The following is a 24,156-nucleotide window of genomic DNA, read 5'->3' as shown; positions in this document are numbered from 1 at the left end:
GGGCGGCTCCCACGTTCTCCGGGCGGAGCCCCGGTCAGAACTCGCTGCTGACGGTCACCCCGTTGAAGCCCTGCTGGGCGTGGAGGCTGAAGAACACGTACCCGGCGGGCGGGTTGGTGACGGTCAGGGTCTCGGAGTTGTCCGGCCCGGCCGACCGCGTGACGTACGAGTCGGTGTACGCCCAGCCGCCCCAGTGGTAGTAGAGGTCGCCGTTGCCGGTCCCGCCGCTGCTGGTCACCCGGATCTGCTTGGTGCCGGCCGGCACGTTGATGTAGAAGTGCGCGTAGTTGCCGGTGGTCGCCGAGACGCCGGTGCGCACGCAGTTCTTGTCGAGCCGGCGGGTGTCGCCGCTCTCGCACGCCTTGAACTGCGGGAACTCCGGGACGGTGGCGCAGGCTCCGGCGGCGCAGCGGGTCAGCCAGCTGTCGAAGTCGGCGTCGTAGCGGGTGCCGATGGCGGTCGTGATGGCGCGGGATCCCGCCCAGTCACCAGCGCGCCACTCGGCGAGCAGGGCGTCGACGTCGGAGCGGTGCTGCTCCAGCATGTAGCGGACGGCCAGGTAGCCCCACTGGTAGACGCGGTTCTGGTCGCCGTAGTCGGTGTCGAAGAGCTCGCTCAGCCGGTAGCTGTGCCGGGCCGCCGAGTCGATGGCCGCCTGGTTGACCTGCTTCAGGTACGAGGTGGCGACGACCTCGGCGAGGCCCTCGGTCCACCAGACCAGCTTGCCGTCCCAGCCCTGCCTGAAGCTGCCCCAGAGGTTGAAGCGGGCATCGAGGTAGTGGGTGTACTCGTGGTTGAGGTTGCGGATCTCGTAGCCCCCGGACCGCGACGGCTCCTCGTAGGCGAGGAATCGGGCCTGGTTTCCCGCCTGGGCGGGCTCGCCCTCCAGGTAGATGCCGCCGTTGTTGGTGTCGGTGTTGAGGATCGCCCGGCCGAGCACGACGTACTGGACGTCGGAGTCGAAGGCGACGACCTCCAGGGCCGCGTTGTTGTCGTCGACGACGGGGCCCTTGTCCCGGGACACGCTGTGGAAGAAGACGTCCTGGCCGTTCAGGCTGGCGCAGGCCGTGGCCAGCTGGGCCGCGGTCAGGTCCTGGCCGAGGATGCGCAGGGTCGGGCTGCAGGTGTGCCGGACCGGCAGGTAGGCGTCCTTGAACCGCTGCGGGTCGTCGCAGGTGCCGTAGTAGCCGCAGTTGGCCTGGTCGAACTTCTGGACGGAGGCCCCGGCGGAGGCGCGCAGGGGCCAGTCCGGCCCGGTGATGCCGCCGGAGGTGTCGACCAGGTTCTTCACCATCGCACGGGACCGCGGGGCGATCTCCGCGATGGCCTGCAGCCGGGTCAGCTCGTCGATCGCGTTGTTGAGGGTGAGGGAGTTGTTCCGGTCGCGGTCCAGCAGGTGGCCCTTGGCACGGAGGATGAAGCCATTCAGCGCGTCGAGGACGCCCGGATCGGCCAGGACGGCCGCCCGGAACGCCGGGTCCTGGGAGTTGACGCCCCGGTACAGCACCAGGGTGACCGGGTTGACCGCCCGCAGCAGGTTGGCCTTGTCCCAGGTCTCGGGCTGGTAGGCGTTCAGGATCTGCTTGATGACGTCGACGTAGTCACCGGGCCGGCGGGGCACGTCGGCCAGCACGGCGGCGCGCTCCAGCGGGACGGCGTTGGCCGTGGTGGCGTCGAGCGAGCGGGGGTTGGCGAAGAAGGTGTGGACGGCCTCGCTGATCTTGGCCGGCAGCCTGTCGTACGGGCCGACGACGTCCGCCTTGGTCCACTGCACCGAGTAGCCGGCCTGCACGTAGTACATCAGCTGCGAGATGTGGTCGCCGTCGTCGCCCTTGTACGTGCGGGCGCTCTCGCGCAGCGCCTCGATGACGGTGAGCATCTGGGACTCGCGGAAGGCTCCGGCCGCGTACTCGGTCGGTATGCGGAACAGTCCGTCGACGCAGTCGTAGCTCGCCGCCTTGACGAGGCGGACCAGGGCAGCGCCGGTCCGGGCGAAGGACGCCGGGTTGCAGGCGGCGGCGTCGGCGGCCTCGCTGTCCGCGGCCTCGGTTCCCGCGGCCTCCGCGCCGAGGCCGAACGCCTTGGCGGAGGGTGCGGGGGCCTCGGCCGGCGCGGAGTCGGAGTCCTGGTAGGCGCGCCGCTGGGGAGCGGCGTCCTCCGTCGGCGTCGTGCCGCGGTCGTGTTCCGAGGGCGATGCGAGGTCGCTGTCGGCGCCGGGCGGCGGCAGTTCGCCGGCGCCGGCGGGGGCGGTGGCCGTGTCGCCCGCCGAGGGGGACGGGGCGACGGTGGCGGCCTGGCCGCGCGGGGCGAACAGGCCGAACGTCAGGGCGAGCGCCATGACGAGCGTCAGAAATCTTGCCAGTTGCTGGAGTCGCAACAGGCGTGCGGTACTCACGTGGGGGCCTCCGGGCCTGGTTCGGCCGCGTTGGGGCGCGGCCGGTGGGGGGTGAGGACCGATGGCGACGGGGGGTCGTACTGTCCGTCATGCGGTGGGGAGGTGACATGTACCATTGCACATGTCACACAACTTGAGGAAGTCATTTTCACAACTCGGCGAACCCCGCCCCCCGGAAGCCGGGGACGGGGTTCGCGCGGGCCGGGCCCGGGGATCAGCCGTTGCGGGCCTGGAGGTCAGCCGTTGCGGGCCCGGGGATCAGCCGTTGCGGGCCGCCTCCGGGCCGGTGATCCGCTTCAGCAGCGGCAGCGTCGAGGCGATGATCCCGAGCGAGGCCGTCAGCCCGAGCAGCACCAGCGCGAAGAACGCCGCGCCCGGTGGGACCAGGTCGTAGTGCATCTGCGACTTGAGGAACATCGCCGCCGCGCCGAGACCGGTCCCGATCGCGATCACCGACACCACCAGCAGCGGCAGCGCGCTCTCCAGGCCGACCACCCGCTGGAGCAGGCGCAGCGGCGCCCCGGTGAGCCGGAGCATCGCGAACGGCCGGCGCCGGTCGGAGAGTCCGGCGACCACGCTGACCGCGAGGCTGCACCCGGCGATCGGCAGGGTGATGAGCAGGACGACGTCGGCCAGCTGCCGCCAGCCGGCGAGCTCCTGCTGCTGAGCGGAACCCCAGTCCTGGACCGTCCGGGTGTTCTGGTCCGGGAAGGCCCGGCTGAGGATGGTGCGGACCCGCTCCTTGGCGGCCGTCGACCCGTCCGTCGTCGCGTAGAGCAACTGCACCGGCAGCCTGGCGGCCGCCTCAGCGGTGATCGGCGCGCTCGGCCACTCGACGGCCTCCTGCGACCGGAGGTCCAGGAAGCCGTACGCCGCCACAGCCGCCACCTCGGCACCGGGGGCGCAGTGGCCGACCGCCGGCACCTGCGCGAGGTCCGAGCAGAGCGCCAGGACGGGCGCCCTCCAGTCAGGCGGATCAGCCGGGTTGCGCACCAGGCCGTCCGGATCGGCGTGGACGGTCGCCAGGCCCCGGAAGCCGGGAACGGCCCTCACCTCGGCCAGGACCCGCTCCGGCACGGCGGCGGCCATCGGCGGCTCGCCGGCCAGGGCGCCGTGCTCCACCGCGACCCGGGTCTGCGGGTCGCCGCTGAGTGCGCCCCGGCTGTGGTCGATGGTGCCGATGATGGCGACCGTCGCGGTGGTGACGAACAGCGCCAGCACCAGGCCCGCCACCGAGCGGAACCCCGCCTTCGGGTCGTCCGCCAGCCTCCGGACCGCGATCAGGGTGGCCGGGCGGCTGGTCCGGGCGGCGACCGCGCGGGCGGACGCCATGGTCAGCCAGGGCCCGGCCACCACCAGGCCAAGCATGACCACCAGGAAGCCGGTCAGATAGGCCGCGGTCTGCCCGTCGGTGGTGTGCGGGCGACGGCCGACGAACCAGGCCAGCTCGGCGAGTCCGGCCAGCAGCGGCGCCACCCGCCAGGCGGTCGGCGGCCTGGGGGTGACCCGGCGGCTGACGCCGAGCGGGGAGACGGTCACCCGGCGCAGCGCGATCCGGGCGGCCACCGCGGCCGCCAGCGGGACGCCGAGCAGCACGGCCAGGGCCTGCGGCGCGGTGAGGGCGAGGTCCTCGACGAAGAAGCGGTCCCCGGTGAACGGGACGGTCGCCACCAGCGGGCGCAGCAGCAGGTGCAGCCCGAAGCCGAGGACGGTGCCGACGACGGCGGCCAGCGTGGACTCGACGCCCGCGATCAGGGTGATCTGCCGGGGTGTCGCCCCGACCAGGCGCATCGCCGCGTAGCGCTGCTCGCGGGTGGCGGCGGAGAGCCGGGTGGCCGTGCCGATGAAGATCACCACGGGGAAGAGCAGCGCCCCCGCGACCACCGAGAGGATGAGTGTCATGGCGTCGCCGCGGGTCCCGGTGGCCGGGCAGTCGGCCCGGCAGTCCGGGAGCCTGGTGGCGATGGTGGTGATCCGGCGGGCGTCCGGCCGGGCCGCGAGGGCCGCCGGATCCTGGCCGCCGATCAGCACCAGGGAGTCCGGGGAGGCGAGTGCTGCGTCACCGATCTCCCCGGCCGGCCGGCCCGGGAAGCGGTCGGCCAGTTGGTCGGCGGGCCGCTCCCGGATCAGCTCGGCGAGGGCGGGCGAGGCGTAGTACTCGCCCGCCTCGGGCAGCTTCGCCAGGCCCGGCGGGACCGGCGAGGTCGCCCCGGTGGCGGCCACCTCGATGTACAGCAGCCGCTTGCCGTCGTAGAACTCGGGGCCGCGGTCGCGCCACCAGAGCGGGTCGACGTCCGCCGTCTCGGCGCGGCTCTCGGCGCCGCTGTTGGCCCAGAGCATCCGTTCGTTGGTGGCGCCGACGGCGTTGACGGCGGCGATCGTGGAGAGCAGCAGGCCGACGCCGACGGCCGCGGCGGCGGCGATGGTGAGCAGCCGGGCGACGGCCTGCCGGCCGCCGCTGACGGCGAGGCGCAGGGCGAAGGCGATCACGAGGCGATCCGCTCCGCCGGGGCGCCGGTGGACAGTGTCCGGGCCCGGCCGTCGCGCACCATGGCCTCACGGTCGGCGTACGCGGCGACCCGGGGTTCGTGGGTCACCAGGACGACGGTGGTGCCCTGGTCACGGGCGGCGGCGACCATCAGGGCCATCACCTGCTCGCCGGTGAGCGAGTCCAGGGCGCCGGTCGGCTCGTCGGCGAACAGCACCCGGGGGCGGGTCACCAGGCCGCGGGCGAGCGCGACCCGCTGGGCCTGACCGCCCGACAGCTCGCCGGAGCGGCGGCGCTCCAGGCCGTCGAGGCCGAGCCGGGCGAACCAGGGGCGGGCGTCGGCCAGGGCGGCGGCCCGGCGGACGCCGCCGAGCAGCAGCGGCAGGGCGATGTTCTCCTCGGCGGTCAGTTCCGGGACCAGCTGGCCGAACTGGAACACGAAGCCGAAGCGGTCCCGCCGTAAGGCGCTGCGCCGGTTCTCGTCGAGGGTGTCGATCCGCTGCCCGTCGAAGAGCACCTCGCCCTCGTCGGGGACGAGGATGCCGGCCAGGCAGTGCAGCAGGGTGGACTTGCCGGAGCCGCTGGGGCCCATCACGGCGAGCACCTCGCCGGCGTCGGCGGCCAGGGAGGCGCCACGCAGGGCGGGGGTCTCGCCGAAGGAGAGCCGGATGTCGCGGGCCTCGATCAGGGGGGTCATGCGCGTACCTCCGCGGCGAGGGCGTCCAGGCGGGCTGCGGTGAGGTCGATCCAGCGCAGGTCCGCCTCCAGGTGGAAGAGGCCGTGGTCGGCGAGCAGGGCGTCGACCAGTGGGCCGGTGCGGCGCAGTTCGGTGAGTTCGCGCATCCGGCGCAGGTGGGCGGCGCGCTGGGTGTCGAGGTAGGCCTCGGCGTCGCGGCCGAGCAGCAGGGCCAGCACGACCTTGGTGAAGAGCACGGACTGGAGGGTGGGTTCGGGCGCGACGGGCTCGGCGAGCCAGTGCTCGAACTCGGTCACGCCGGCCTCGGTGATGACGTAGCGCTTGCGCTCGGGTCCGTCGCCGGGCTCGGCCTCGCCGGCGACGACCTTCCCGTCGCGCGCCAGGCGGCCGAGGGTGGCGTAGACCTGACCGTACGGCAGGGGTTTGCCGCGCCCGAAGAGGGTGTCGTAGTCGCGCTTGAGGTCGTAGCCGTGGCTCGGCTCCCGCTCCAGCAGCCCGAGAAGGGTCAGGGGAACACTCATGGGAGGACCATACACCAGAGGTATACATCGAGTGTATAGCTGGCGAGAATACGGCCTTGACCTGGAGAAACGTGAAATCCGATCGCGGTCGGGAACGCCGCGAACGGGGGACGGCCCCAACTCCGTCCCCCGCTCTGCACGGCGGCCCGGCGAGCCCCCACAGCGGGCCGGGCCTCCGCGTCCCCGGCACGAGAACGCGGCCAGGGCCCAGCCTGCCCCCTCCACCACGCCCCGGCCGAGGGCCGAACGTCCCGGTCCTGCGCTCCGGCCAGGGCCGTAGGGCCCGCGTCCGGCGAGCCCTCCCGGCTCTTGTGCGCGGGGCCGGTGCCGGGAGAGATTTGGATCCGTCGGGGCCGGACCACGCCAACAGCCGCGAGGAGCACGCATCGTGTCCAGTTCACCCCGCTCGGCCCGCATCGCGCCCCTGTCCGGGCGGACCGGCCGCCACCTGCGCCGTGCCCTCCGCCGCCGCAGCAGCGTCCGGCGCGACGAACCGCTCTCGCGCCCCGTCGACCGGGCCCGCAGCCGGGCCTGGCTGATCGCCGGGCTCGCCCTGGTGGTCGGCCTGGCCGGCGTCGTGGCCGCCGCCGTGCTCGGCCACCGCGCCGCCGGGCGCACCGCCGAGGCCGAACGGGGCCGGCTGCACCGCACCGAGGCGCTGGTCCTCGGCAAGGTACCCGTCGAGGACCCCGGCGTCGGCCGCTGGAGCGGCGGCTACCAGAAGCGGACCGACACCTCGGTCTCCTGGACGAGCCCCGACGGCCTGGCCCGCACCGGCACCGTCGAGGCCCCGCGCAGCACGGTCGTCGGCGCCACCGTCGTACTGTGGCTCGACGAGAACGGCCTGCCCTCCACCGCCCCCGCCACCCCGGTCGGGCTGGCCGTCGGGGCCGTCTGCACGGGGCTGGCGGGCACGGCCGCCCTGACCGCGCTGATCGGCGGCGCGCTGGCGCTGCGGCTGCGCGTGCTGGACCGGCGGGCGGAGCGGGCCTGGGAACGGTCCTGGGCCCGCTGGGAGCCCCGCTGGTCCGGGCGCACCAGCCAGCCGCAGGACGACTGACCGCACGTCGGACCATCCACGGCACCGAACGGGAGCACCGTTGTCCACCACCGCCCGGTTCACCACCGCCCGGCTGACCGCCCGCCTCTGGGAGCACACCGACGCCGAGCGCGTGTACGACATGTACTCGCGCTGGGAGGTCGCGCAGTGGCTGGGCGCCGCGCCCCGGGCGCTGGAGTCGCCCGCCGAGGTACCGGCCGTGATCGACCGCTGGCGGCAGCGCTCGGCTGACCCCCGGTACGGGATCTGGGCGCTGGAGCGGCGGGACACCGGGGTGGTGGCCGGTTCGGTGATGCTGCTGCCGCTTCCGCTGCCGGACGGGGACGGGGACGGCAGCGGGAACGGCAGCGGGAACGCCGGCGGGGAGATCGAGGTCGGCTGGCACCTCCACCCCGACTCCTGGGGCCACGGCTACGCCACCGAGGCCGCCCGCGCCGCCCTCGCCAAGGGCTTCGCCGACGGCCTCACCGAGATCCACGCCGTCGTCCGCCCCGGCAACGACCGCTCCGCCGCCGTCTGCCGCCGCCTCGGCATGACCCCCCAGGGCCGCAGCACCCGCTGGTACGGCGTCGAACTCGACGCCTTCCTCATCACCCGCCCCGCCGGCGGCCCGAATAGGTAGACCGGTCTACATGCTGACTCGCCGCGGAGCAGGAAGTCGGCCCAGCCGACTTCCTGCTCCGTTCAGCTTCCGGGCCAGGTGGAATATGTAGACCGGTCCACAGATCTGCTGCCGGCGGCGAGGCGTCGCCCGGAGTGGGAAGTCGGCCCGACCGACTTCCCACTCCCCCATGAGGTAGAGATCGGTAGACCGGTCTACATATTCCACTGCCAGGCCGTCAGGGGACGGGGCCGGCCCAGGAGGCGGCAGAGCCGCGGGACGCGCGGCGGGTGAGGACGGCGCGACGGTGAGGATCAGGGCGAGGGCGGCCACGGCCACGGCACCCGGGACCACGGCGTGCAGCACAACACCCGGAGTGGGAAGTCGGCCCGACCGACTTCCCACTCCCCCACGAGGCGGAGCCACTACATTCAGTAGACCGGTCTGCATATTCCACTGCCGGGCCGTCAGGGGGCGGGCTCGGCCCAGGAGGCGGCAGGGTCGCGGGACGCGCGGCGGGTCAGGGCGGCGACAGCGAGGAGCAGCGCGAGGGCGACGGCCAGGGCGACCGGGACCGTGGCGTGCAGCACGAGGACGGCGCCGAGCAGGGCGCCCGCGAACATCCAGGCTGCGGAGGCGAGCCGGCGGGCGCCGGTGCGGTCGGCGGCGAGGGCGGTGATCGTCATGGTCAGCACGGTCGTCGTCAGGTCCGGCACCTTGAGCGCTCGGACCACCGCGTTCTGCAGTCCCATCGCCGCCCCCAGCACACCGATCAGCGTGTAGCGCACCGGGTCCGCCGTATGGCCGAAGGCCGCCGCGAAGGCGGTGCACGCCGCGAGCAGCACCGACTGCGCGGCGGCCGTGGCGACCAGCAGCCGCCCCCGGTGGCCGGGGCGACGCTCGGCGAGGCGGCCGCCCGCCAGCGCCCCCGCCAGGAAGGCGGCGAGGGCCGCGAGCGAGGCCGTGGCGGACAGCCCCGGCGCGCCCGCCAGCGCGAACCCGAGGAAGACCACATTGCCGGTCATGTTGGCGACGAAGACGTGCCCGAGCGCGAGGTAGCTCACCGCGTCGACCAGTCCGGTGACCACGGTGAGCACCAGCAGCATCGGCACCAGCGGGCCGTGCCGGGGGTCGCCGTGCATCCGGGTCAGCATCGCCGACAGCCTAACCGGCCGCCGGGCGAACGGTCAGAGAGCGAGCGCCGGGCGGTGGTGGTCCAGCCAGAGGGCCAGGTCCACGACCCGCTCCAGCCGAAGCCGGTGCCCCCACTGCAGCTGGTCGGCCGGCGTGTCCAGGCCGACCTTGATCGCCGCCTCGTCGGCGATGTCGCGCACGTGCGGAGCGTCCAGCGCCTCGCGCGCGAGCCGTTGCAGGCCGCGGTTGTAGTCCGCGTGGTGGGTCGCCGGGTAGTGGTTCTTCGGCCGCATGAGCACCGACTCCGGGGCGATGCCCCGCCCGGCGTCGCGCAGCAGGCTCTTCTCCCGCCCGTCGTGGTTCTTCATCGCCCACGGCGTGTTGAACGCGTACTCGACCAGCCGGTGGTCGCAGTACGGCACCCGCACCTCCAGGCCCCGGGCCATCGACAGGCGGTCCTTGCGGTGCAGCAGCTGGCGCAGCCAGCGGGTCAGCGACAGGTGCTGCACCTCGCGCAGCCGGTGCTCGGCCGGGCTCTCGTCGTCGGTGTGCGGGACGGCGGCCAGCGAGCTGCGGTAGGTGTCGGCGCGGAACTCGGGGATCCTCAGGTGGGCGGCGAGCTCCGGGTTGATCGGCATGGCCGCGTCGTCCCCGGTGACGAGCAGCCAGGGGAAGGTCTGCGCGGCGAGCGCCCTGGGGTTGTGGAACCACGGGTAGCCGCCGAACACCTCGTCGGCCGCCTCACCGGACAGCGCGACCGTCGAGTGCTCGCGGATCTCCCCGAACAGCAGGTAGAGCGAGGTGTCCATGTCGCCGACCCCGATCGGCGAGTCCCGGGAGACGACGACGGCCCGGCGGTGCTCCGGGTCGAGCAGGGCACGCGGGTCGAGCACCACGGTGGAGTGCGCGGTGCCGATGAACGCGCCCGCCTCGGCGGCGTACGGGGTGTCGTGGCCGGTGCGCAGCACGTCGCCGGTGAACTGCTCGGCCTGGTCGCTGTAGTCGACGGCGTAGGAGCGCAGCCTGGCCCCCGGGCCCTCCTGGAGGCGCAGCTCGTCGGCGGCCAGGGCGGTCACGACGGTGGAGTCGAGCCCGCCGGAGAGAAGGCTGCAGAGCGGCACGTCCGCCTCCAGCTGGACGCGGGCGGCGTGGTCGAGCAGCTCGCCGATCCGCTCCCTGGTGGCGTCCAGGTCCTCGGTGTGCGGGCGGGCGGTGAGTTCCCAGTAGCGGCGCTCGCGGACGCCCGAGCGGTCGAGGACCAGCAGGCCGCCGGGGTGGACCTCGCGGACGCCGGACCAGACCGTGGGGCCGGTGTTGAAGAGCAGGCTGTAGGCCTCGCGCAGGCCGTCGGCGTCGACGACGGGGGCGACGGCGGGGTGGGCGAACAGTGCCTTGGGCTCGGAGCCGAAGACCAGGCCGCCGTCGGTCTCGGCCCAGTGGAGCGGCTTGACGCCGAGCCGGTCGCGCACCAGCAGCAGGCGCTGCTCGCGCTCGTCCCAGACGGCGAAGGCGTACATGCCCTCCAGCCGGTCGACGAGGGCGTCGCCCCACTCCTGGTAGGCGCGCAGCACCACCTCGGTGTCGCTGCGGGTCTCGAACCGGTGGCCCCTGGCGCGCAGTTCGGTGCGCAGTTGGTGGTGGTTGTAGACCTCGCCGCTGTAGGTGAGGACGGCGCCCGGCTCGTCGCGGCGGTCGGGCATGGGCTGGGCGCCGCCCTCGATGTCGATGACGGCCAGGCGCCGGTGGCCGAGGGCGGCGTGGCGGCCGAGCCAGACGCCGCCGGCGTCGGGGCCGCGCAGGGCCATGGTGGCGGTCATCGCCTCGATGACGGGGGCGCTGTGGCGGACGTCCTGGTGGAAGGACACCCAGCCGGTGATACCGCACATGCGCGGACACTCCTCGGACGAGGGGACGAACGGACGATCGGATCAGTCGGACGGGCGGGCGCGGCGGTTCCACCGATTCGTACACCTCTCCCGTAACGGCTCGTCGGGTGCGGACGGGCCCGGCCGGCGATGCGCGCCACCGGCCGTCACCCGGCGCGGGCGGCCGTACGATGGGCGGCGGTCCGGCGACGGCCGGGACGGTGGGACGGCGGGACGGCAGAGGAGCGGAACGGGTGCTGCGCGGATTCGGCGATCTGGAGGCCGAGATCATGGACCGGCTCTGGTCCTGGGGCCGCCCGGCCACGGTCCGCGAGGTCGTCGACGACCTGCGCGAGCAGCGCCCCGTCGCGTACACCACCGTCAACACGGTCGCCGACATCCTGCACACCAAGGGCTGGCTGCGGCGCGAGAAGGTCGGCCGCGCCTGGGTGTACCGGCCGACCTGCACCCGCGAGTCGTACACCGCGCAGCTGATGCACCAGGCGCTGGAGACCACCTCGGACCGGGCCGGGGCACTGCTGCACTTCGTCGACCGGATCAGCGGCGACGAGGCGACGGCGCTGCTCGCCGCCCTGGAGCAGGTCAAGGCCCGGGACGACGCACGGTGACCCTGGCACTGCTCGCGATCCACCTGCTCCTGGTCGGCGTCCTGCTCCCCCGGCGGCTGGCGGGCTCGCGGCGGCTCCAGGCCCGCCCGGTGCTCGGCGCCGCCCTCTGGCTCGCGCTGATGGCCTCCTTCGGCACCGGGGTGCTGCTCGCCGCGCACCATCTGCTCGCCCCGCTCGGGCACGAGCCGGCGGGGCTGGCCGGACTGCTGCCGCACGTGGAGCCGCACCTCGGCCCGCCCGCGGCCGCCGCACCGCACGCGCCCGGCCGGTGGGTGCCGGCCGCCGCGGGCGGGTCCGTCGCGGCGGTGGCGGCGGTGCTGGCCGTGCGGGCCGCCCGGGCGCGGCGGCGCCACCGGGCGGCGCTGGACCTGGTGGCCGCCCGGGATCCCCGGCGCCGGCTGCTGGTCCTGGACGACGCGCGGCCCGCCGTCTACTGCCTGCCCGGCCGCCGGGCCCGGGTGGTGGTCACCCGCGGCGCCCTGGACCTGCTGGACGAGCCGCGGCTCGCCGCGGCCGTCGCCCACGAGCGCGGCCACCTGCGGGGGCGCCACCACCTGGTGCTGCTCGCGGTGGACACCTTCGTGCTGCTCCTCGGCCGGCGGCTGCCGCTGGCCGGCGTCGGACGGGCGGAGGTGGCGCTGCTGCTGGAGATGGCGGCCGACGACGCCGCGCTCGCCCGGGTGACCCGTGCCGATCTGGCGGGCGCCCTGTACGCGCTGGCCACGGCCGCCCCGGCCGCGGGGCCGCCCGCCGGGCCGGGCACGCTCGCCGCCGCGTCCACCGGCGTGCTCGCCCGCGTCCAGCGACTCGCCCGCACCCCCGCGCCGCCGGCCCGCGCCTACCGCGTGGCCGCCGTCGCCGCCCCGCTCCTCCCCTACCTCCTCGCCTGCGCCCCGCACCCGTAGCACGCCGCCCCGCCGCCCACGCCCCGTCCGCCACCCCGCCGGAGCCCCGGATGCACCTGCTGATCACCTCGGACACCCATGTGCCGCCGCGCGCCCGGCAGTTGCCCGCGCCGCTGCTCGCCGCCGTGGACGACGCCGACGTGGTGTTCCACGCCGGCGACTGGGTCGACACCGCCACCCTCGACCTGCTGCTGGGGCGGTCGGCGCGGCTGGTCGCCGTCCACGGCAACAACGACGGGCCCGGGCTGCGCGAGCGCCTCCCCGAGGTCGCGCGGGCGGAACTCCAGGGCCTGCGCTTCGCCGTGGTGCACGAGACCGGCCCGGCGCGGGGCCGCGAACAGCGGTGCGAGGCGCGGTTCCCCGACGCCGACGTGCTGGTCTTCGGCCACAGCCACATCCCCTGGGACAGCACCACGCCCGGCGGCCTGCGCCTGCTCAACCCCGGCTCGCCCACCGACCGCCGCCGCATGCCCTTCGCGAGCTACCTGACCGCCCGGGTGGACGACGGCCGCCTCACCGACGTCCGCCTCCACCGGCTGCCGCCCCGCTCCTGAGCGGCGCCGCGCACCGGCCCGGCCCGGGCTTGCCGGAGCGCCGCGCGGCGTGATCGGATCGCAGGGCATCGCGTGCCGGCGGCGGACCGCGCCGGGCATGGAGGTGCGGAACCCGAAGGGGACGGCCGGCCATGGCTTCCCACGACGGCGACCGCGCGGTCGCCCTCAGCATCCAACTCTCCCGGGTCCACCGGGACCTGCGCCGCCGGATCGACGGGCTGAGGTCCGCTCCCGGCCCCCACCGGCCGGACGACGACCCGCTCGCCGTCCACTGCCTGGCCTTCTGCGAGGCCCTGACCGACCATCACGAGGGCGAGGAAGAGCGGATGTTCGTCCGGCTGGTGCGCGAACGCCCCGCGCTCGCACCGACGATCGACAAGCTCGTCGAGGACCACGGGCTGATCTCCTCGATCCTGGTCCGGGTGCGCGAACTCGCCCTCGGGGCCGCCGGATCGCCCGACGCCGAGCGCGATCCCGTCCAGCGCGATCCCGCCCAGTGGGAACCCGTCCGACGGGAGCTGGACGGCCTCGCGGCGATCCTGGAGTCCCACTTCCGCTACGAGGAACGGGTGATCGGCGCGGCCCTGGACGCGACGACGCCGGCCGACGACCGGCCCGGCAAGGTCTTCCATCCGTTTACCTAACCACCTTTGACGTGTTTAATGGTTAGTGCGAACAGGCCGACCCCACGGAGGACCTCATGCCCCGCATCCCCCAGCCGGCCCCGGACACCGCCGAGGCCGAACAGCGCGACCTGCTGGAGGCGACCCGCCGCCACCTCGGCCGGGTCCCCAACCTCTACGCCACCCTCGCCAACTCCCCCGCCGCCCTGCGCGGTTACCTGGCACTGCGCGAGTCGCTCAGCGGCGGCGCGCTGGGCGAGCGGCTGCGCGAGCAGCTCGCCCTGCTCGTCGCCCAGGAGAACGACTGCCTCTACTGCGTCTCCGCGCACACCCTGCGCGGCGGCCGGCTGCTGGGCATGACGGACGACGAACTGCCGGCCACCCGGTCCGCCCACGACGACGACCCGCACACCCGGGCCGTCCTGCGGACCGCCGCCGAGCTGGTGCGTGGCCGCGGCCACCTCACCGAGGAGTCGCTGGACGCGGCCCGCGCGGCCGGGGTCACCGACACCGAGTTCGCCGAGATCGTCGCGCACATCGCGCTCAACACGCTCTCCAACCACTCCAACCACCTCGCCGAGCCCGACCTGGACTTCCCCGCGGTGGAGCCGGCGGTGAACCGGTGAACCGGGGACTGAACTGGCGCGCAGGCGCCCGCGTCGAGCTGCGGCCCGGCTACGCCCTGCTGGACGGCGAGGGCAACCCCCGCACGCACCTCACGGGCGTCCGGCTGGCGGTCGAGGGCGGCTTCGTGCACGTCGCCGTCCCGGGCGCGGCCACCGTGCAGGTGGTCTCCGCGCCGGCGGTCGCCCGCCTCGACTACCCGGCCCCGGATCCCGCCGAGTAGCGCCCGCCCGGATGGGTAGCCGCGCGGTATGGACGTGACGCACCTGACCCGGCCACGCGCCGGAGAACCCACCCGTACACCCGGGGGCGGGGCGCCGGACCGCCGGTGGCTCGGGATCTACCTCAACGACCACCTGGCCGGCGCGACGGCGGGGCTGGCCCTGTGCCGCCGGGCCGCCCGCGCCCACCGGGGGGACCCGCTCGGCCCGGTCCTGCACCGGCTGGCCCTGGAGATCGCCGAGGACCGCCGCTCCCTGCTCGCGCTGATCCGCCACCTCGGCCTGCCGGTGCACCGGGTCAAGGCCGCCACGGCCTGGCTCGGCGAGAAGGCGACCCGCCTCAAGCCCAACGGCCGCCTCCTGAACCGCTCGCCACTCAGCGACGTCCTGGAACTGGAGGCCCTCGGCCTGGGAATCCAGGGCAAGACCATGCTCTGGCGCACCCTGCTGCGCATCGCCGACCACCACCCCACCCCCCTCGACCCCGACCACCTCCACCGCCTCGCCGACCGCGCCACCCGCCAGTCCCACGAGGTCGACACCCTGCGCGGCACCGCCGCCCTGGCGGTCCTCTCCTGAACTCCGGACCCCGACCCCGACCCCGACCCGACCCCGACCCCTGGACCCTGGCCCCGGACCCGGACGCCTTCGGGGCGGGCTCGCGGGTCAGGGGCGGACAGCGCCGACGTAGGGCATGGCGTCGATCGGGAGGACCTCGACGTTCTTGCCGGTGCGGGGGGCGTGGATCATCCTGCCCTCGCCGATGTAGAGGCCGACGTGGTGCAGGTCCGCGTAGAAGAAGACCAGGTCGCCGGGCTGGAGGTCGGCGCGGGCGATACGGGCGCCGGCCTTCCACTGGTCCTGGGAGACGCGCGGGAGCTTCACTCCGGCGGCGCGGTAGGCGGCGCCGGTGAGGCCGGAGCAGTCGTAGCCGGAGGGGCCGGTGGCGCCCCAGACGTAGGGCTTGCCGAGCTGGGCGTAGGCGAACTGGACGATGGTGGCGGCCCGGCCGGTGGCGGGGCCGGTGAAGGCGGGGCGTTCGGCGGCGGAGCGGGAGGCGCGGGTGGCGGCGGCCTCCTGGGCGTTGACCTTGGCCCGGTCGGCGGCGCTCAGCTTGTTGAGCAGCGCCTGCGCCTTGGCCAGCTTGTCCTGGACCGCCTTCTTCTCCGCCGCCAGGGCGGCGCCGGCCTCGTCGAGCCGGGCGAGGGTGGCGGTGGCCTCGGCGCGGTCCTGGTCGAGCCGGCGCTGCTCGTCGAGGGCCCGGCGCAGCAGCGCCGCCTGGGCGTCGACGACCTGGTTCTGGGCGCCGGCCCGGGCCAGGTAGCTGCCGGGGTCGGAGTCGAGCATCAGCTGGACGGACGGGTCGATGCCGCCGTTGCGGTACTGCTCGGCCGCGATGCCGCCGAGCCGGGTGCGCAGTTCGTTCATCGCCTCCTGGCCGCGGGCCACCTTCTCCTGGAGGCGGTTGGCCTCGCCCTGGAGGGTCTGCTGCTTCTCCTGGAAGCCGTTGTAGCGCTCGATCGACTGCTCGGCCTCCTCGTTGAGCTGGTCGACCTGTTCCTTGACGGAGGCGAGGCTCGGCGCGGGCTCGGCCTGCGCCGGCCCTGCGGTGAGGACGGCGCCGCCCGCCATCGCGGTGGTGACGACCGCCAGGCGGGCCCGGCTGGGCGGGCTGGGCTTGCGACGCTTTCCCATGGCGGCTGACTCCTCGGAGGCGGGGGAGGGCAGGGCGGACGAACACGGACAGGGGGCGTTCCGGGGAGAGCCGCCCCGCCGTCCGCGTTCTTCTAAGCAAGTTAATAGATGACGGCCGCCGTTCCGCAAGCCGCCCACCGCGCGCCGCCCGCCACGCGCCGCCCGCTGCCCGCCGCCCGCCACGCGCCGCCCGCTGCCCGCTGCCCGCTGCCCGCTGCCCGCTGCAACACCGTTGTTGCAACAGAGTGCAAATCGAGGGCAAGGTCACACCGTCCGCCTCTCCTGCGCCCCCGTTCACTGGCGCTACCCTGCGGGACATGACGGTCCCGCCCGAAGGGCTTCCCCTGGCCGCCGAGTTCCCGGCCGCCCACCGCGAGCAGTGGCAGACCCTCGTCGAGGGTGTGCTGCGCAAGTCGGGGGCGCAGCCCGAGGACGGCGCAGCGGCCGAACGCGCGCTCAGTACCGCGCTCCAGGACGGGCTGCGCGCCCGCCCGCTGTACACCGCCGAGGACGCCCCGGCCGACCCGGGCTTCCCCGGCTTCCCGCCGTTCGTCCGCGGCGCCCGTCCGCAGGGCGCCTCGGTCGCGGGCTGGGACGTCCGCCAGCGGCACGGCGACCCCGACCCGCGCCGCACCAACGAGGCGGTGCTGGCCGACCTGGAGCACGGCGGCGGCTCCCTCTGGCTGGAGCTGGGCGGCGAGCGCCTGCCGGTCGCCGCCCTGGGCGAGGCGCTCGCCGGCGTCTACCTGGACCTGGCCGGGGTGGTGCTCGACGCGGGCGCCGAATTCCCCGAGGCCGCCGCCCGGTTGTTCGAGCTCTACCAGGAGCGCGAGGTCTCCCCCGGCTCCGCCTCCGGCACCCTGGGCGCCGACCCGCTGGGCCTCCAGGCCCGCACCGGCGACGCCGCGCGCACCGGGGCGCTGCTCGCCGAGGCCGCCGCGCTCTCCGCCCGCTGCGCCGCGGACTTCCCCGGCCTGCGCGCGGTGGCCGTCGACGCGCTGCCGTACCACGAGGCGGGCGGCTCGCCCGCGCAGGAGCTGGGCGCCTCGCTGGCCGCCGGCGTCGCCTACCTGCGCGCGCTGACCGGGGCCGGGCTGTCGGTGGACGCCGCGCTCGGCCAGCTGGAGTTCCGCTACGCCGCGGACGCCGACCAGTTCCTGACGATCGCCAAGTTCCGTGCCGCGCGCCGCCTGTGGGCCCGGGTGGCCGAGGCCTGCGGCGCCTCCCCGGCCGCCTCGGCGCAGCGTCAGCACGCCGTCACCTCCGCGGTGATGATGACCGCCCGCGACCCGTGGGTGAACATGCTCCGCACCACGATCGCCTGCCTGGCCGCCGGAGTCGGCGGCGCGGACGCGGTGACCGTGCTGCCGTTCGACGCCGCGCTCGGCCTGCCGGACGCCTTCTCCCGCCGGATCGCCCGCAACACCCAGGCGATCCTGCTGGAGGAGTCCCACCTGGCCCGGGTGGTCGACCCGGCCGGCGGCTCCTGGTACGCGGAGCGGCTGACCGACGAGCTGGCGCACGCCGCCTGGGCGTGGTTCCAGGAGATCGAGGGGGCCGGCGGACTGTCCGCCGCGCTGGAGTCGGGCCTGGTCGGCGAGCGGATCGCGGCCACCTGGGCGGAGCGCTCGGTGCGGCTCGCCAAGCGGCGCGAACCGGTCACCGGCGTCAGCGAGTTCCCGAACCTGGGCGAGCAGGCGCCGGTCCGCGAGCCGGCCCCGGCCGGTCCCGGCGGCGGGCTGCCGAAGGTGCGGCGCGCCGAGGCCTTCGAGGCGCTGCGCGACCGCTCGGACGCGCAGCTCGCGGCCACCGGGGCGCGGCCGTCGCTGTTCCTGGCGTCGATCGGCACCGCCGCGGCGCACACCGCGCGCACCACCTTCGCCGCCAACCTGTTCCAGGCCGGCGGCATCGCCACCACGGCCCACGAGGCCACGGAACCGGCGGCGTTCGCCGCGGCGTTCACGGCGAGCGGAGCCGCGGTGGCCTGCCTCTGCTCCAGCGACGCCCTGTACGAGGAGCACGCCGAGGCGGTCGCCGCCGCGCTCAGGGCGGCCGGCGCGCAGCGGGTGCTGCTGGCCGGCCGACCGGGCGCGACGCCGCCGGCGGGCGTGGACGGCTTCGTCTTCGCCGGCGGCGACGCGGTCGCCGTCCTGACCTCCCTGCTCGACCAGATCGCCGAGACCGCCGTCGACGGCGGGACCGCCCAGATCGGAGTGGCCCGATGATCCCCGACTTCACCTCGATCGGGCTGGACACCGACGGCGCGGACGCCCCGGCGGGTGTCACCGACGGCCAGTGGCGCGCCGCCTGGCGCCAGGCCACCGGCAAGGACGTCGACGAGCAGCTCTGGGACACCCCCGAGGGCATCGGCGTCAAGCCGCTGTACACCGCCGAGGACCTCGCCGGCCTGGACTTCCTGGGCACCTACCCGGGCATCGCCCCCTACCTGCGCGGCCCGTACCCGACGATGTACGTCAACCAGCCGTGGACGGTGCGCCAGTACGCGGGGTTCTCCACCGCCGAGGAGTCCAACGCCTTCTACCGCCGCAACCTGGCGGCCGGCCAGAAGGGCCTGTCGGTCGCCTTCGACCTGCCGACCCACCGCGGCTACGACAGCGACCACCCGCGTGTCACCGGCGACGTCGGCATGGCGGGCGTGGCGATCGACTCGATCTACGACATGCGCCAGCTGTTCGACGGCATCCCGCTCGACCGGATGTCGGTGTCGATGACGATGAACGGCGCGGTGCTGCCCGTCCTCGCCCTGTACATCGTGGCGGCCGAGGAGCAGGGCGTGCCGCCCGAGAAGCTCGCCGGGACCATCCAGAACGACATCCTCAAGGAGTTCATGGTCCGCAACACGTACATCTACCCGCCGCAGCCGTCGATGCGGATCATCTCGGACATCTTCGCGTACACCTCGCAGAAGATGCCCCGGTACAACTCGATCTCCATCTCCGGCTACCACATCCAGGAGGCCGGGGCCACCGCCGACCTGGAGCTGGCCTACACCCTGGCCGACGGCGTGGAGTACCTGCGGGCCGGGCTGGACGTCGGGCTGGACGTGGACGCCTTCGCGCCGCGCCTGTCGTTCTTCTGGGCGATCGGCATGAACTTCTTCATGGAGGTCGCCAAGCTGCGCGCGGCCCGGCTGCTCTGGGCCAAGCTGGTCAAGCAGTTCGACCCGAAGAACGCCAAGTCGCTGTCGCTGCGCACCCATTCGCAGACCTCCGGCTGGTCGCTCACCGCGCAGGACGTCTTCAACAACGTCACCCGCACCTGCGTGGAGGCGATGGCCGCCACCCAGGGCCACACCCAGTCGCTGCACACCAACGCGCTGGACGAGGCGCTGGCGCTGCCGACCGACTTCTCCGCCCGGATCGCCCGCAACACCCAGCTGCTGCTCCAGCAGGAGTCCGGCACCTGCCGGGTCATCGACCCGTGGGGCGGCTCGGCGTACGTCGAGAAGCTGACCAACGACCTGGCGAACCGCGCCTGGCAGCACATCCAGGAGGTCGAGGCGGCCGGCGGCATGGCCAAGGCCATCGACGCGGGCATCCCCAAGCTGCGCGTCGAGGAGGCCGCCGCCCGCACCCAGGCGCGGATCGACTCCGGCCGCCAGCCGGTGATCGGCGTCAACAAGTACCGGGTGGAGAGCGACGAGCAGATCGAGGTGCTCAAGGTCGACAACTCCGCGGTGCGCGCCCGCCAGATCGAGAAGCTGCGCCGGCTGCGCGAGGAGCGCGACGAGGCCGCCACCCGCTCGGCGCTGGACGCGCTGACCCGGGCCGCCGGGGCCGGGCCCTCGCGCGGCGGTTCGCTGGACGGCAACCTGCTGCACCTGGCGGTGAACGCGGCCCGCGCCAAGGCCACCGTCGGCGAGATCTCCGACGCCCTGGAGAAGGTGTACGGCCGGCACTCCGGCCAGATCCGTACCATCTCGGGTGTGTACCGAGACGAAGCGGGCCCGTCGGCCCCCCTCCAGCGCACCCGGGACCTGGTCGAGCGGTTCGAGCAGGCCGAGGGCCGCCGTCCGCGCATCCTGGTCGCCAAGATGGGCCAGGACGGCCACGACCGCGGCCAGAAGGTGATCGCCACCGCCTTCGCCGACCTGGGCTTCACGGTGGACGTCGGCCCGCTGTTCCAGACCCCGGCCGAGGTGGCCCGACAGGCCGTCGAGGCGGACGTGCACATCGTCGGCGTCTCCTCGCTGGCCGCCGGCCACCTCACCCTGGTGCCCGCGCTGCGCGCCGAACTGGCCGAGGCGGGCCGGGAGGACATCACCATCGTGGTCGGCGGGGTGATCCCCCCGCAGGACTTCGACGCGCTGTACGAGGCGGGCGCCGCGGCGGTCTTCCCGCCCGGAACGGTGATCCCGGAGGCCGCCTACGACCTGCTGAAGTCGCTCGCCGCCGATCTCGGCCACGAGCTCTGAGGCGCTGAGCGGATGGCGCCCCGGACGATCGACCTCGACAGCTACGCGGCGGGTGTACGGGAGGGCTCGCGCGCGTACATCGCGCGGGCCATCACCCTCGTGGAGTCCATCCGGCCGGACCACCGCGCGCTGGCGCAGCAGTTGCTGACGCGGCTGCTGCCGCACGCGGGCGGTGCGGTGCGGGTGGGCATCACGGGGGTGCCCGGTGTCGGCAAGTCGACCTTCATCGACGCCTTCGGCACCATGCTCACCGGGCTCGGGCACAAGGTCGCGGTGCTGGCCGTCGACCCGACGTCCAGCCGCACCGGCGGCTCGATCCTGGGCGACAAGACCCGGATGGAGCGCCTCGCGGTCGACCCGAACGCGTTCGTGCGCCCCTCCCCCACCTCCGGAACGCTCGGCGGGGTGGCCAAGGCCACCCGGGAGTCGATGCTGGTGATGGAGGCGGCCGGCTACGACGTCGTCCTGATCGAGACCGTCGGCGTCGGGCAGTCGGAGACGACGGTGGCGGGGATGGTGGACTCCTTCCTGCTGCTGTCGCTGGCCCGCACCGGTGACCAGCTCCAGGGCATCAAGAAGGGCGTGCTGGAGCTCGCGGACGTCATCGCCGTCAACAAGGCGGACGGCCCGCACGAGACCGAGGCGAAGGCCGCCGCCCGCGAACTCGCCGGCGCGCTCAGGCTGTTGCAGGCCCCCGACGCGCCGTGGACGCCGCCGGTGCTGACCTGCTCGGGGCGCGACGGCAGCGGCCTGGACACCGTCTGGGAGCGGCTCCAGCAGCACCGCAAGGTGCTGGACGCGACCGGCGCGCTGGCCGCCAAGCGGCGCGACCAGCAGGTGGAGTGGACGTGGGCGATGGTGCACGACCAACTGCTCGCCCGGCTGCATTCCGACCCCGAGGTGACCCGCCTGGTCCCGGAACTGGAGCGGCAGGTCCGCGACGGCGAACTCACCGCCACCCTCGCGGCGGACCGCATCCTGGACGCCTTCGGCCTGCACTGAGCCGCTAGGCCGCCGCGAGCCCGAGCGCCGTGCCCCACCCGTACGTGGGGCACGGCGCTTCGTGTTGTTCGGGGAACTCGAACCACACCACCTTGCCCGCACCCGCCGGGTACCACCCCCACACCTCGGCGAGAGCCTCCACCAACAACAGCCCCCGCCCGCCGGTCGCTTCGGCCCCGCGCTCCCGTCTCGGGAGCGCGGGGCACCGGTCGGCCACCTCGACCCGAAGCCGCCCCGACCGCCGAAGCACCGTCACGGCACAACGGTCCCCGGTGTGCAGCAGCGCATTGGCGATCACCTCCCCCGCGCACAACTCCAGGTCTTCGAACACTCCGTCCGCGAGCGGCACACCCCACTCCCGCACGATCGCCGTCACCAGCCACCGCGCCGGCGGCACCGCGTCCGCGGCCGGCGGCGCCCCCCATTTCAGCGGAACCGGAAACCGGGCACTGCTGAGCGGGCTGACCATCATGAACGCCTCCACGTCGACGGGGCAGGAGAGCTGCCGAGGACCGAGCGACCGATCACCAACAGTCAACAAGCAGTCACATCTGTGGGACCATCGATGATGCGTCGCGCGCATAGGGGTATGTGCGCGCCGCATCGAGCCGCATCACCGGTCCGGTGAGGGCCTTAGCGTTGGGTGGGCTGGTGAACTGGAACTCGGCAGTCGTCCAGCAGGCGTCCCGGACCGGGAACTACGGCAAGGTCATCGAACTGGCCCGAACTGAACGGCGGATGACCCAGGCGCAGTTGGGTGCGGCGTGCGGGTTGTCCCAGTCGGCCGTCTCGCGACTGGAGAAGCGCGGCAGCGGTCCCTACGCCATGGACGTACTGCTGCGGGTCTCACGGCATCTGGACATTCCACCGGCAGTGCTCGGCCTGGCCGCGCCACCGATGCGGACGATGAGGGGAGGCGAGTACGTGGAGAGGCGGCGGCGATCGCCGTCGCCGCGCCCGCTCTCGCCCTCGTCGACCACTCCGGGGACGACACCGAGCCGCGGGCATCCGCGCTCCGGCTCGCCACAACCTCCTACCGAAGACTCGACGGATCGACGCCGTCCCGGGAACTCGCTGAGGCCGCCCACTCGCATCTGCGGCTGATTCAGGGGCTCATACGCACGGCACCGACCGAGGCCGAACGGATCGGACTCGCCAGTGTCGCGAGCGAGGCCGCCGGCCTGGCCGCATGGCTGGCCTGGGACATGGCCGACCACGGCTCGGCGCGTTCGTTCTACGGCGCCGCGATCAAGGCGGCCAGGTCGGGCATGAGCCCGCTCCTCGCCTCCTACCAAACAGGGAGTCTCGCCCAGTTCGAGGCACACACCGGCAACGCCGTCCAGGCGCTGAACCTCGCACGGAACGCCAGAAAGTGCCTCGAACCGAACTCTCCGCCGGTCGCCGACGCCTGGCTCTCGTCCGTGGAGGCCCTGGGACATGCCGCTGCGGGTGATCACCGAAGCGCCGACCGCGCGTTGACCCGGAGCCGAGCGGTGATCGAGAACAGCTCCGGCGAGGCACGGCCACCCTGGCCCTGGGTGTTCACCTTCGACGAATCCAAGGTCGCTGCGGTCCGCGTCAGCTGCGGCGCCAAGCTGGGGCTCGCGGCCTGGACGACCGGAGCCGTCCAGGCCGCGGCTGCCACCGGCCATGCGAAGCAGCGGGCGCTTCTACTCATGGATGTGGCGGTGGGCCACCTGGCCGCAGGACAGGTCGAGGCAGCGTTCGCGCTCGCCGGCCAGGCGCTGGAGACCGGCCTCCGGTACCGCTCGGGGCGGATCATCGAGCGGGGCCGTGCGCTCCGGCGCTCCTTCAGTACGTCCTCGCCATCCAGGACTGTCCGTGACTTCGACGAGCGGCTGCACGGCGTCCATCTTTAGGAAGGAACACGATGCGCATCGGGATCACGGGGCACCGAGGACTGAGTGCCGAGCTGGAGCACGAGGTCCGACATCTGCTCGCCGACGCGCTGCCGACGGAGGACGCGGGCGGATTCACCGTGGTGTCCTGCATCGCGGACGGGCCGGACGCGTGGATCGCCGAACTCGCGCTCGACCGGGGCGCCCGACTCGCCGTGGTCATCCCCGCCCAGCAGTACCGCGACGGCCTGCCGAAGTGGCACCACCCGGTCTACGACCGTCTCCTCCAGGACGCCTCCGAGCAGCATCACACCGGCCGAGTGGAGTCCGACGAGGCCGCCCACATGGCCGGTAGCGAGTTGCTGGTCGGGCAGGTGGACCGGCTGATCGCCGTCTGGGACGGTCTGCCCGCCCGCGGCTTCGGCGGGACGGCGGACGTCGTCGCGTATGCGCGACGACTCGGAGTCCCGGTCGACATCCTTTGGCCGGCCGGAGCACGGCGTTGACCGATCGAGGAAGGGGAAAAACATGGGCTTCGGTCTCGTTGTGCGCTTCGTCGCCCGCGATGCGGCCGCAGCGCGCGCCTTCGACGAACTGACCCGGGAAGCACTCCGAGGGATCCGCACCAAGGAGCCCGGCACTCTCGTCTACATCAATCACGCCGTGCCGGACCAGCCGCGCGTCCGGGTTTTCTACGAGCTGTACGCGGACCGCGAGGCGTTCGAGGAGCACGAGCGGCAGCCTCATGTCCGCCGGTTCCTGGCCGAGCGCGGCCAGTACCTCGAATCGTTCGAGGTCACGTTCCTGGATGAGATCGACGGCAAGTGAGCGCCCGCGTGACCCGAGCC

The 24,156-nt window shown here is 74.1% G+C and carries 24 protein-coding genes; 16 read left to right on the top strand and 8 right to left on the bottom strand.

Annotated features, from left to right (window positions below):
* Nucleotides 1-34: 34 nt before the first annotated feature.
* From ACFU74_RS24395 to ACFU74_RS24380, 4 genes are all read right to left on the bottom strand, one after another.
* Complete coding sequence (locus tag ACFU74_RS24395; protein WP_380760230.1) at nucleotides 35-2,395, bottom strand: collagenase; 2,361 nt, start codon at nucleotides 2,393-2,395, stop codon at nucleotides 35-37.
* Nucleotides 2,396-2,653: 258 nt separating this feature from the next.
* Nucleotides 2,654-4,885, bottom strand: coding sequence for an FtsX-like permease family protein (locus tag ACFU74_RS24390; protein ID WP_380760228.1), 2,232 nt, complete (start codon nucleotides 4,883-4,885; stop codon nucleotides 2,654-2,656).
* Entirely contained in the window at nucleotides 4,882-5,580 is a 699-nt protein-coding gene (locus tag ACFU74_RS24385) for an ABC transporter ATP-binding protein (RefSeq protein ID WP_380760226.1), read from the bottom strand. Before ACFU74_RS24385 ends, ACFU74_RS24390 begins: the two co-directional genes overlap by 4 nt.
* On the bottom strand, nucleotides 5,577-6,101 hold the full coding sequence (locus tag ACFU74_RS24380) for a PadR family transcriptional regulator (RefSeq protein WP_380760224.1): 525 nt from the start codon (nucleotides 6,099-6,101) through the stop codon (nucleotides 5,577-5,579). The genes ACFU74_RS24385 and ACFU74_RS24380 overlap by 4 nt, the downstream gene beginning before the upstream one ends.
* Before the next feature lie 388 nt (nucleotides 6,102-6,489).
* Between ACFU74_RS24380 and ACFU74_RS24375 the strand changes: the two genes are divergently transcribed.
* Both ACFU74_RS24375 and ACFU74_RS24370 read left to right on the top strand, forming a co-directional pair.
* Nucleotides 6,490-7,161, top strand: a complete 672-nt coding sequence (locus ACFU74_RS24375; protein ID WP_380760222.1) for a hypothetical protein — start codon at nucleotides 6,490-6,492, stop codon at nucleotides 7,159-7,161.
* A gap of 40 nt (nucleotides 7,162-7,201) precedes the next feature.
* On the top strand, nucleotides 7,202-7,783 hold the full coding sequence (locus ACFU74_RS24370) for a GNAT family N-acetyltransferase (RefSeq protein WP_380760219.1): 582 nt from the start codon (nucleotides 7,202-7,204) through the stop codon (nucleotides 7,781-7,783).
* 446 nt (nucleotides 7,784-8,229) lie between these two features.
* Here ACFU74_RS24370 and ACFU74_RS24365 read toward each other — a convergent pair whose 3' ends face one another.
* On the bottom strand, nucleotides 8,230-8,916 hold the full coding sequence (locus tag ACFU74_RS24365; protein ID WP_380760217.1) for a YoaK family protein: 687 nt from the start codon (nucleotides 8,914-8,916) through the stop codon (nucleotides 8,230-8,232).
* A 33-nt stretch (nucleotides 8,917-8,949) separates the two neighbouring features.
* Nucleotides 8,950-10,782, bottom strand: a complete 1,833-nt coding sequence (gene asnB / locus ACFU74_RS24360) for an asparagine synthase (glutamine-hydrolyzing) (protein ID WP_380760213.1) — start codon at nucleotides 10,780-10,782, stop codon at nucleotides 8,950-8,952.
* Nucleotides 10,783-11,018: 236 nt separating this feature from the next.
* Here asnB and ACFU74_RS24355 point away from each other — a divergent pair, with 236 nt between their 5' ends.
* The 7 genes from ACFU74_RS24355 (at nucleotide 11,019) to ACFU74_RS24325 (ending at nucleotide 14,896) form a co-directional block, all read left to right on the top strand.
* A complete protein-coding gene (locus tag ACFU74_RS24355) occupies nucleotides 11,019-11,390 on the top strand; it encodes a BlaI/MecI/CopY family transcriptional regulator (protein WP_380760234.1) in 372 nt (123 codons plus the stop codon).
* Nucleotides 11,387-12,295 carry a M56 family metallopeptidase gene (locus tag ACFU74_RS24350; RefSeq protein WP_380760211.1) on the top strand — a complete coding sequence of 303 codons (909 nt, stop codon included), beginning with the start codon at nucleotides 11,387-11,389 and terminating at the stop codon, nucleotides 12,293-12,295. Before ACFU74_RS24355 ends, ACFU74_RS24350 begins: the two co-directional genes overlap by 4 nt.
* Before the next feature lie 50 nt (nucleotides 12,296-12,345).
* Nucleotides 12,346-12,849 (top strand): metallophosphoesterase family protein, encoded by a 504-nt coding sequence (locus ACFU74_RS24345; RefSeq protein WP_380760209.1) that lies wholly within the window; start codon nucleotides 12,346-12,348, stop codon nucleotides 12,847-12,849.
* Between the two features lie 131 nt (nucleotides 12,850-12,980).
* On the top strand, nucleotides 12,981-13,493 hold the full coding sequence (locus ACFU74_RS24340) for a hemerythrin domain-containing protein (RefSeq protein ID WP_380760208.1): 513 nt from the start codon (nucleotides 12,981-12,983) through the stop codon (nucleotides 13,491-13,493).
* Nucleotides 13,494-13,549: 56 nt separating this feature from the next.
* A complete protein-coding gene (locus ACFU74_RS24335) occupies nucleotides 13,550-14,098 on the top strand; it encodes a carboxymuconolactone decarboxylase family protein (RefSeq protein WP_380760206.1) in 549 nt (182 codons plus the stop codon).
* Nucleotides 14,095-14,319 carry a hypothetical protein gene (locus ACFU74_RS24330; RefSeq protein ID WP_380760204.1) on the top strand — a complete coding sequence of 75 codons (225 nt, stop codon included), beginning with the start codon at nucleotides 14,095-14,097 and terminating at the stop codon, nucleotides 14,317-14,319. The genes ACFU74_RS24335 and ACFU74_RS24330 overlap by 4 nt, the downstream gene beginning before the upstream one ends.
* Nucleotides 14,320-14,347: 28 nt before the next feature.
* Nucleotides 14,348-14,896: a hypothetical protein gene (locus ACFU74_RS24325; protein ID WP_380760202.1), complete on the top strand. Its 549-nt coding sequence runs from the start codon at nucleotides 14,348-14,350 to the stop codon at nucleotides 14,894-14,896.
* 87 nt (nucleotides 14,897-14,983) lie between these two features.
* Here ACFU74_RS24325 and ACFU74_RS24320 read toward each other — a convergent pair whose 3' ends face one another.
* Nucleotides 14,984-16,012, bottom strand: coding sequence for an NlpC/P60 family protein (locus ACFU74_RS24320; RefSeq protein ID WP_380760200.1), 1,029 nt, complete (start codon nucleotides 16,010-16,012; stop codon nucleotides 14,984-14,986).
* Between the two features lie 317 nt (nucleotides 16,013-16,329).
* On the opposite strand from ACFU74_RS24320, the gene ACFU74_RS24315 reads away from it, so the two are divergent.
* From ACFU74_RS24315 to meaB, 3 genes are read left to right on the top strand one after another with little or no spacing between them, the layout of a single operon-like run.
* Nucleotides 16,330-18,237, top strand: coding sequence for a methylmalonyl-CoA mutase subunit beta (locus ACFU74_RS24315; protein WP_380760198.1), 1,908 nt, complete (start codon nucleotides 16,330-16,332; stop codon nucleotides 18,235-18,237).
* A complete protein-coding gene (gene scpA, locus ACFU74_RS24310; protein ID WP_380760195.1) occupies nucleotides 18,234-20,447 on the top strand; it encodes a methylmalonyl-CoA mutase in 2,214 nt (737 codons plus the stop codon). The genes ACFU74_RS24315 and scpA overlap by 4 nt, the downstream gene beginning before the upstream one ends.
* A gap of 12 nt (nucleotides 20,448-20,459) precedes the next feature.
* Nucleotides 20,460-21,449 (top strand): methylmalonyl Co-A mutase-associated GTPase MeaB, encoded by a 990-nt coding sequence (gene meaB / locus ACFU74_RS24305; protein ID WP_380760193.1) that lies wholly within the window; start codon nucleotides 20,460-20,462, stop codon nucleotides 21,447-21,449.
* A gap of 4 nt (nucleotides 21,450-21,453) precedes the next feature.
* Here the strand turns inward: meaB and ACFU74_RS24300 are convergent, their stop codons facing one another.
* On the bottom strand, nucleotides 21,454-21,921 hold the full coding sequence (locus ACFU74_RS24300) for an ATP-binding protein (RefSeq protein ID WP_380760190.1): 468 nt from the start codon (nucleotides 21,919-21,921) through the stop codon (nucleotides 21,454-21,456).
* Between the two features lie 266 nt (nucleotides 21,922-22,187).
* On the opposite strand from ACFU74_RS24300, the gene ACFU74_RS24295 reads away from it, so the two are divergent.
* From ACFU74_RS24295 to ACFU74_RS24280, 4 genes are all read left to right on the top strand, one after another.
* Nucleotides 22,188-22,553, top strand: coding sequence for a helix-turn-helix domain-containing protein (locus ACFU74_RS24295; protein ID WP_380760232.1), 366 nt, complete (start codon nucleotides 22,188-22,190; stop codon nucleotides 22,551-22,553).
* 101 nt (nucleotides 22,554-22,654) lie between these two features.
* Nucleotides 22,655-23,329, top strand: a complete 675-nt coding sequence (locus ACFU74_RS24290; protein ID WP_380760188.1) for a DNA-binding protein — start codon at nucleotides 22,655-22,657, stop codon at nucleotides 23,327-23,329.
* A gap of 11 nt (nucleotides 23,330-23,340) precedes the next feature.
* Entirely contained in the window at nucleotides 23,341-23,814 is a 474-nt protein-coding gene (locus ACFU74_RS24285; protein WP_380760186.1) for a hypothetical protein, read from the top strand.
* A gap of 22 nt (nucleotides 23,815-23,836) precedes the next feature.
* Nucleotides 23,837-24,136 carry a putative quinol monooxygenase gene (locus ACFU74_RS24280; RefSeq protein ID WP_380760184.1) on the top strand — a complete coding sequence of 100 codons (300 nt, stop codon included), beginning with the start codon at nucleotides 23,837-23,839 and terminating at the stop codon, nucleotides 24,134-24,136.
* Nucleotides 24,137-24,156 lie beyond the last annotated feature (20 nt).

Origin of the sequence: Kitasatospora sp. NPDC057500 (genome assembly GCF_042802195.1) — a bacterium.
GTDB lineage: Bacteria > Actinomycetota > Actinomycetes > Streptomycetales > Streptomycetaceae > Kitasatospora.
Note: the sequence above shows the minus strand (reverse complement) of the source record. Positions and strands in the feature narration are given on the sequence as shown.

Coding starts and splice junctions, on each gene's coding strand:
- ACFU74_RS24385 (WP_380760226.1), bottom strand. CDS start 5,580: ATGACCCCCCTGATCGAGGCCCGCGACATCCGGCTCTCCTTCGGCGAG.
- ACFU74_RS24380 (WP_380760224.1), bottom strand. CDS start 6,101: ATGAGTGTTCCCCTGACCCTTCTCGGGCTGCTGGAGCGGGAGCCGAGC.
- ACFU74_RS24365 (WP_380760217.1), bottom strand. CDS start 8,916: ATGCTGACCCGGATGCACGGCGACCCCCGGCACGGCCCGCTGGTGCCG.
- asnB (WP_380760213.1), bottom strand. CDS start 10,782: ATGTGCGGTATCACCGGCTGGGTGTCCTTCCACCAGGACGTCCGCCAC.
- ACFU74_RS24345 (WP_380760209.1), top strand. CDS start 12,346: ATGCACCTGCTGATCACCTCGGACACCCATGTGCCGCCGCGCGCCCGG.
- ACFU74_RS24340 (WP_380760208.1), top strand. CDS start 12,981: ATGGCTTCCCACGACGGCGACCGCGCGGTCGCCCTCAGCATCCAACTC.
- ACFU74_RS24335 (WP_380760206.1), top strand. CDS start 13,550: ATGCCCCGCATCCCCCAGCCGGCCCCGGACACCGCCGAGGCCGAACAG.
- ACFU74_RS24325 (WP_380760202.1), top strand. CDS start 14,348: ATGGACGTGACGCACCTGACCCGGCCACGCGCCGGAGAACCCACCCGT.
- ACFU74_RS24320 (WP_380760200.1), bottom strand. CDS start 16,012: ATGGGAAAGCGTCGCAAGCCCAGCCCGCCCAGCCGGGCCCGCCTGGCG.
- ACFU74_RS24315 (WP_380760198.1), top strand. CDS start 16,330: ATGACGGTCCCGCCCGAAGGGCTTCCCCTGGCCGCCGAGTTCCCGGCC.
- scpA (WP_380760195.1), top strand. CDS start 18,234: ATGATCCCCGACTTCACCTCGATCGGGCTGGACACCGACGGCGCGGAC.
- meaB (WP_380760193.1), top strand. CDS start 20,460: ATGGCGCCCCGGACGATCGACCTCGACAGCTACGCGGCGGGTGTACGG.
- ACFU74_RS24300 (WP_380760190.1), bottom strand. CDS start 21,921: ATGATGGTCAGCCCGCTCAGCAGTGCCCGGTTTCCGGTTCCGCTGAAA.
- ACFU74_RS24295 (WP_380760232.1), top strand. CDS start 22,188: ATGACCCAGGCGCAGTTGGGTGCGGCGTGCGGGTTGTCCCAGTCGGCC.
- ACFU74_RS24290 (WP_380760188.1), top strand. CDS start 22,655: ATGGCCGACCACGGCTCGGCGCGTTCGTTCTACGGCGCCGCGATCAAG.
- ACFU74_RS24285 (WP_380760186.1), top strand. CDS start 23,341: ATGCGCATCGGGATCACGGGGCACCGAGGACTGAGTGCCGAGCTGGAG.
- ACFU74_RS24280 (WP_380760184.1), top strand. CDS start 23,837: ATGGGCTTCGGTCTCGTTGTGCGCTTCGTCGCCCGCGATGCGGCCGCA.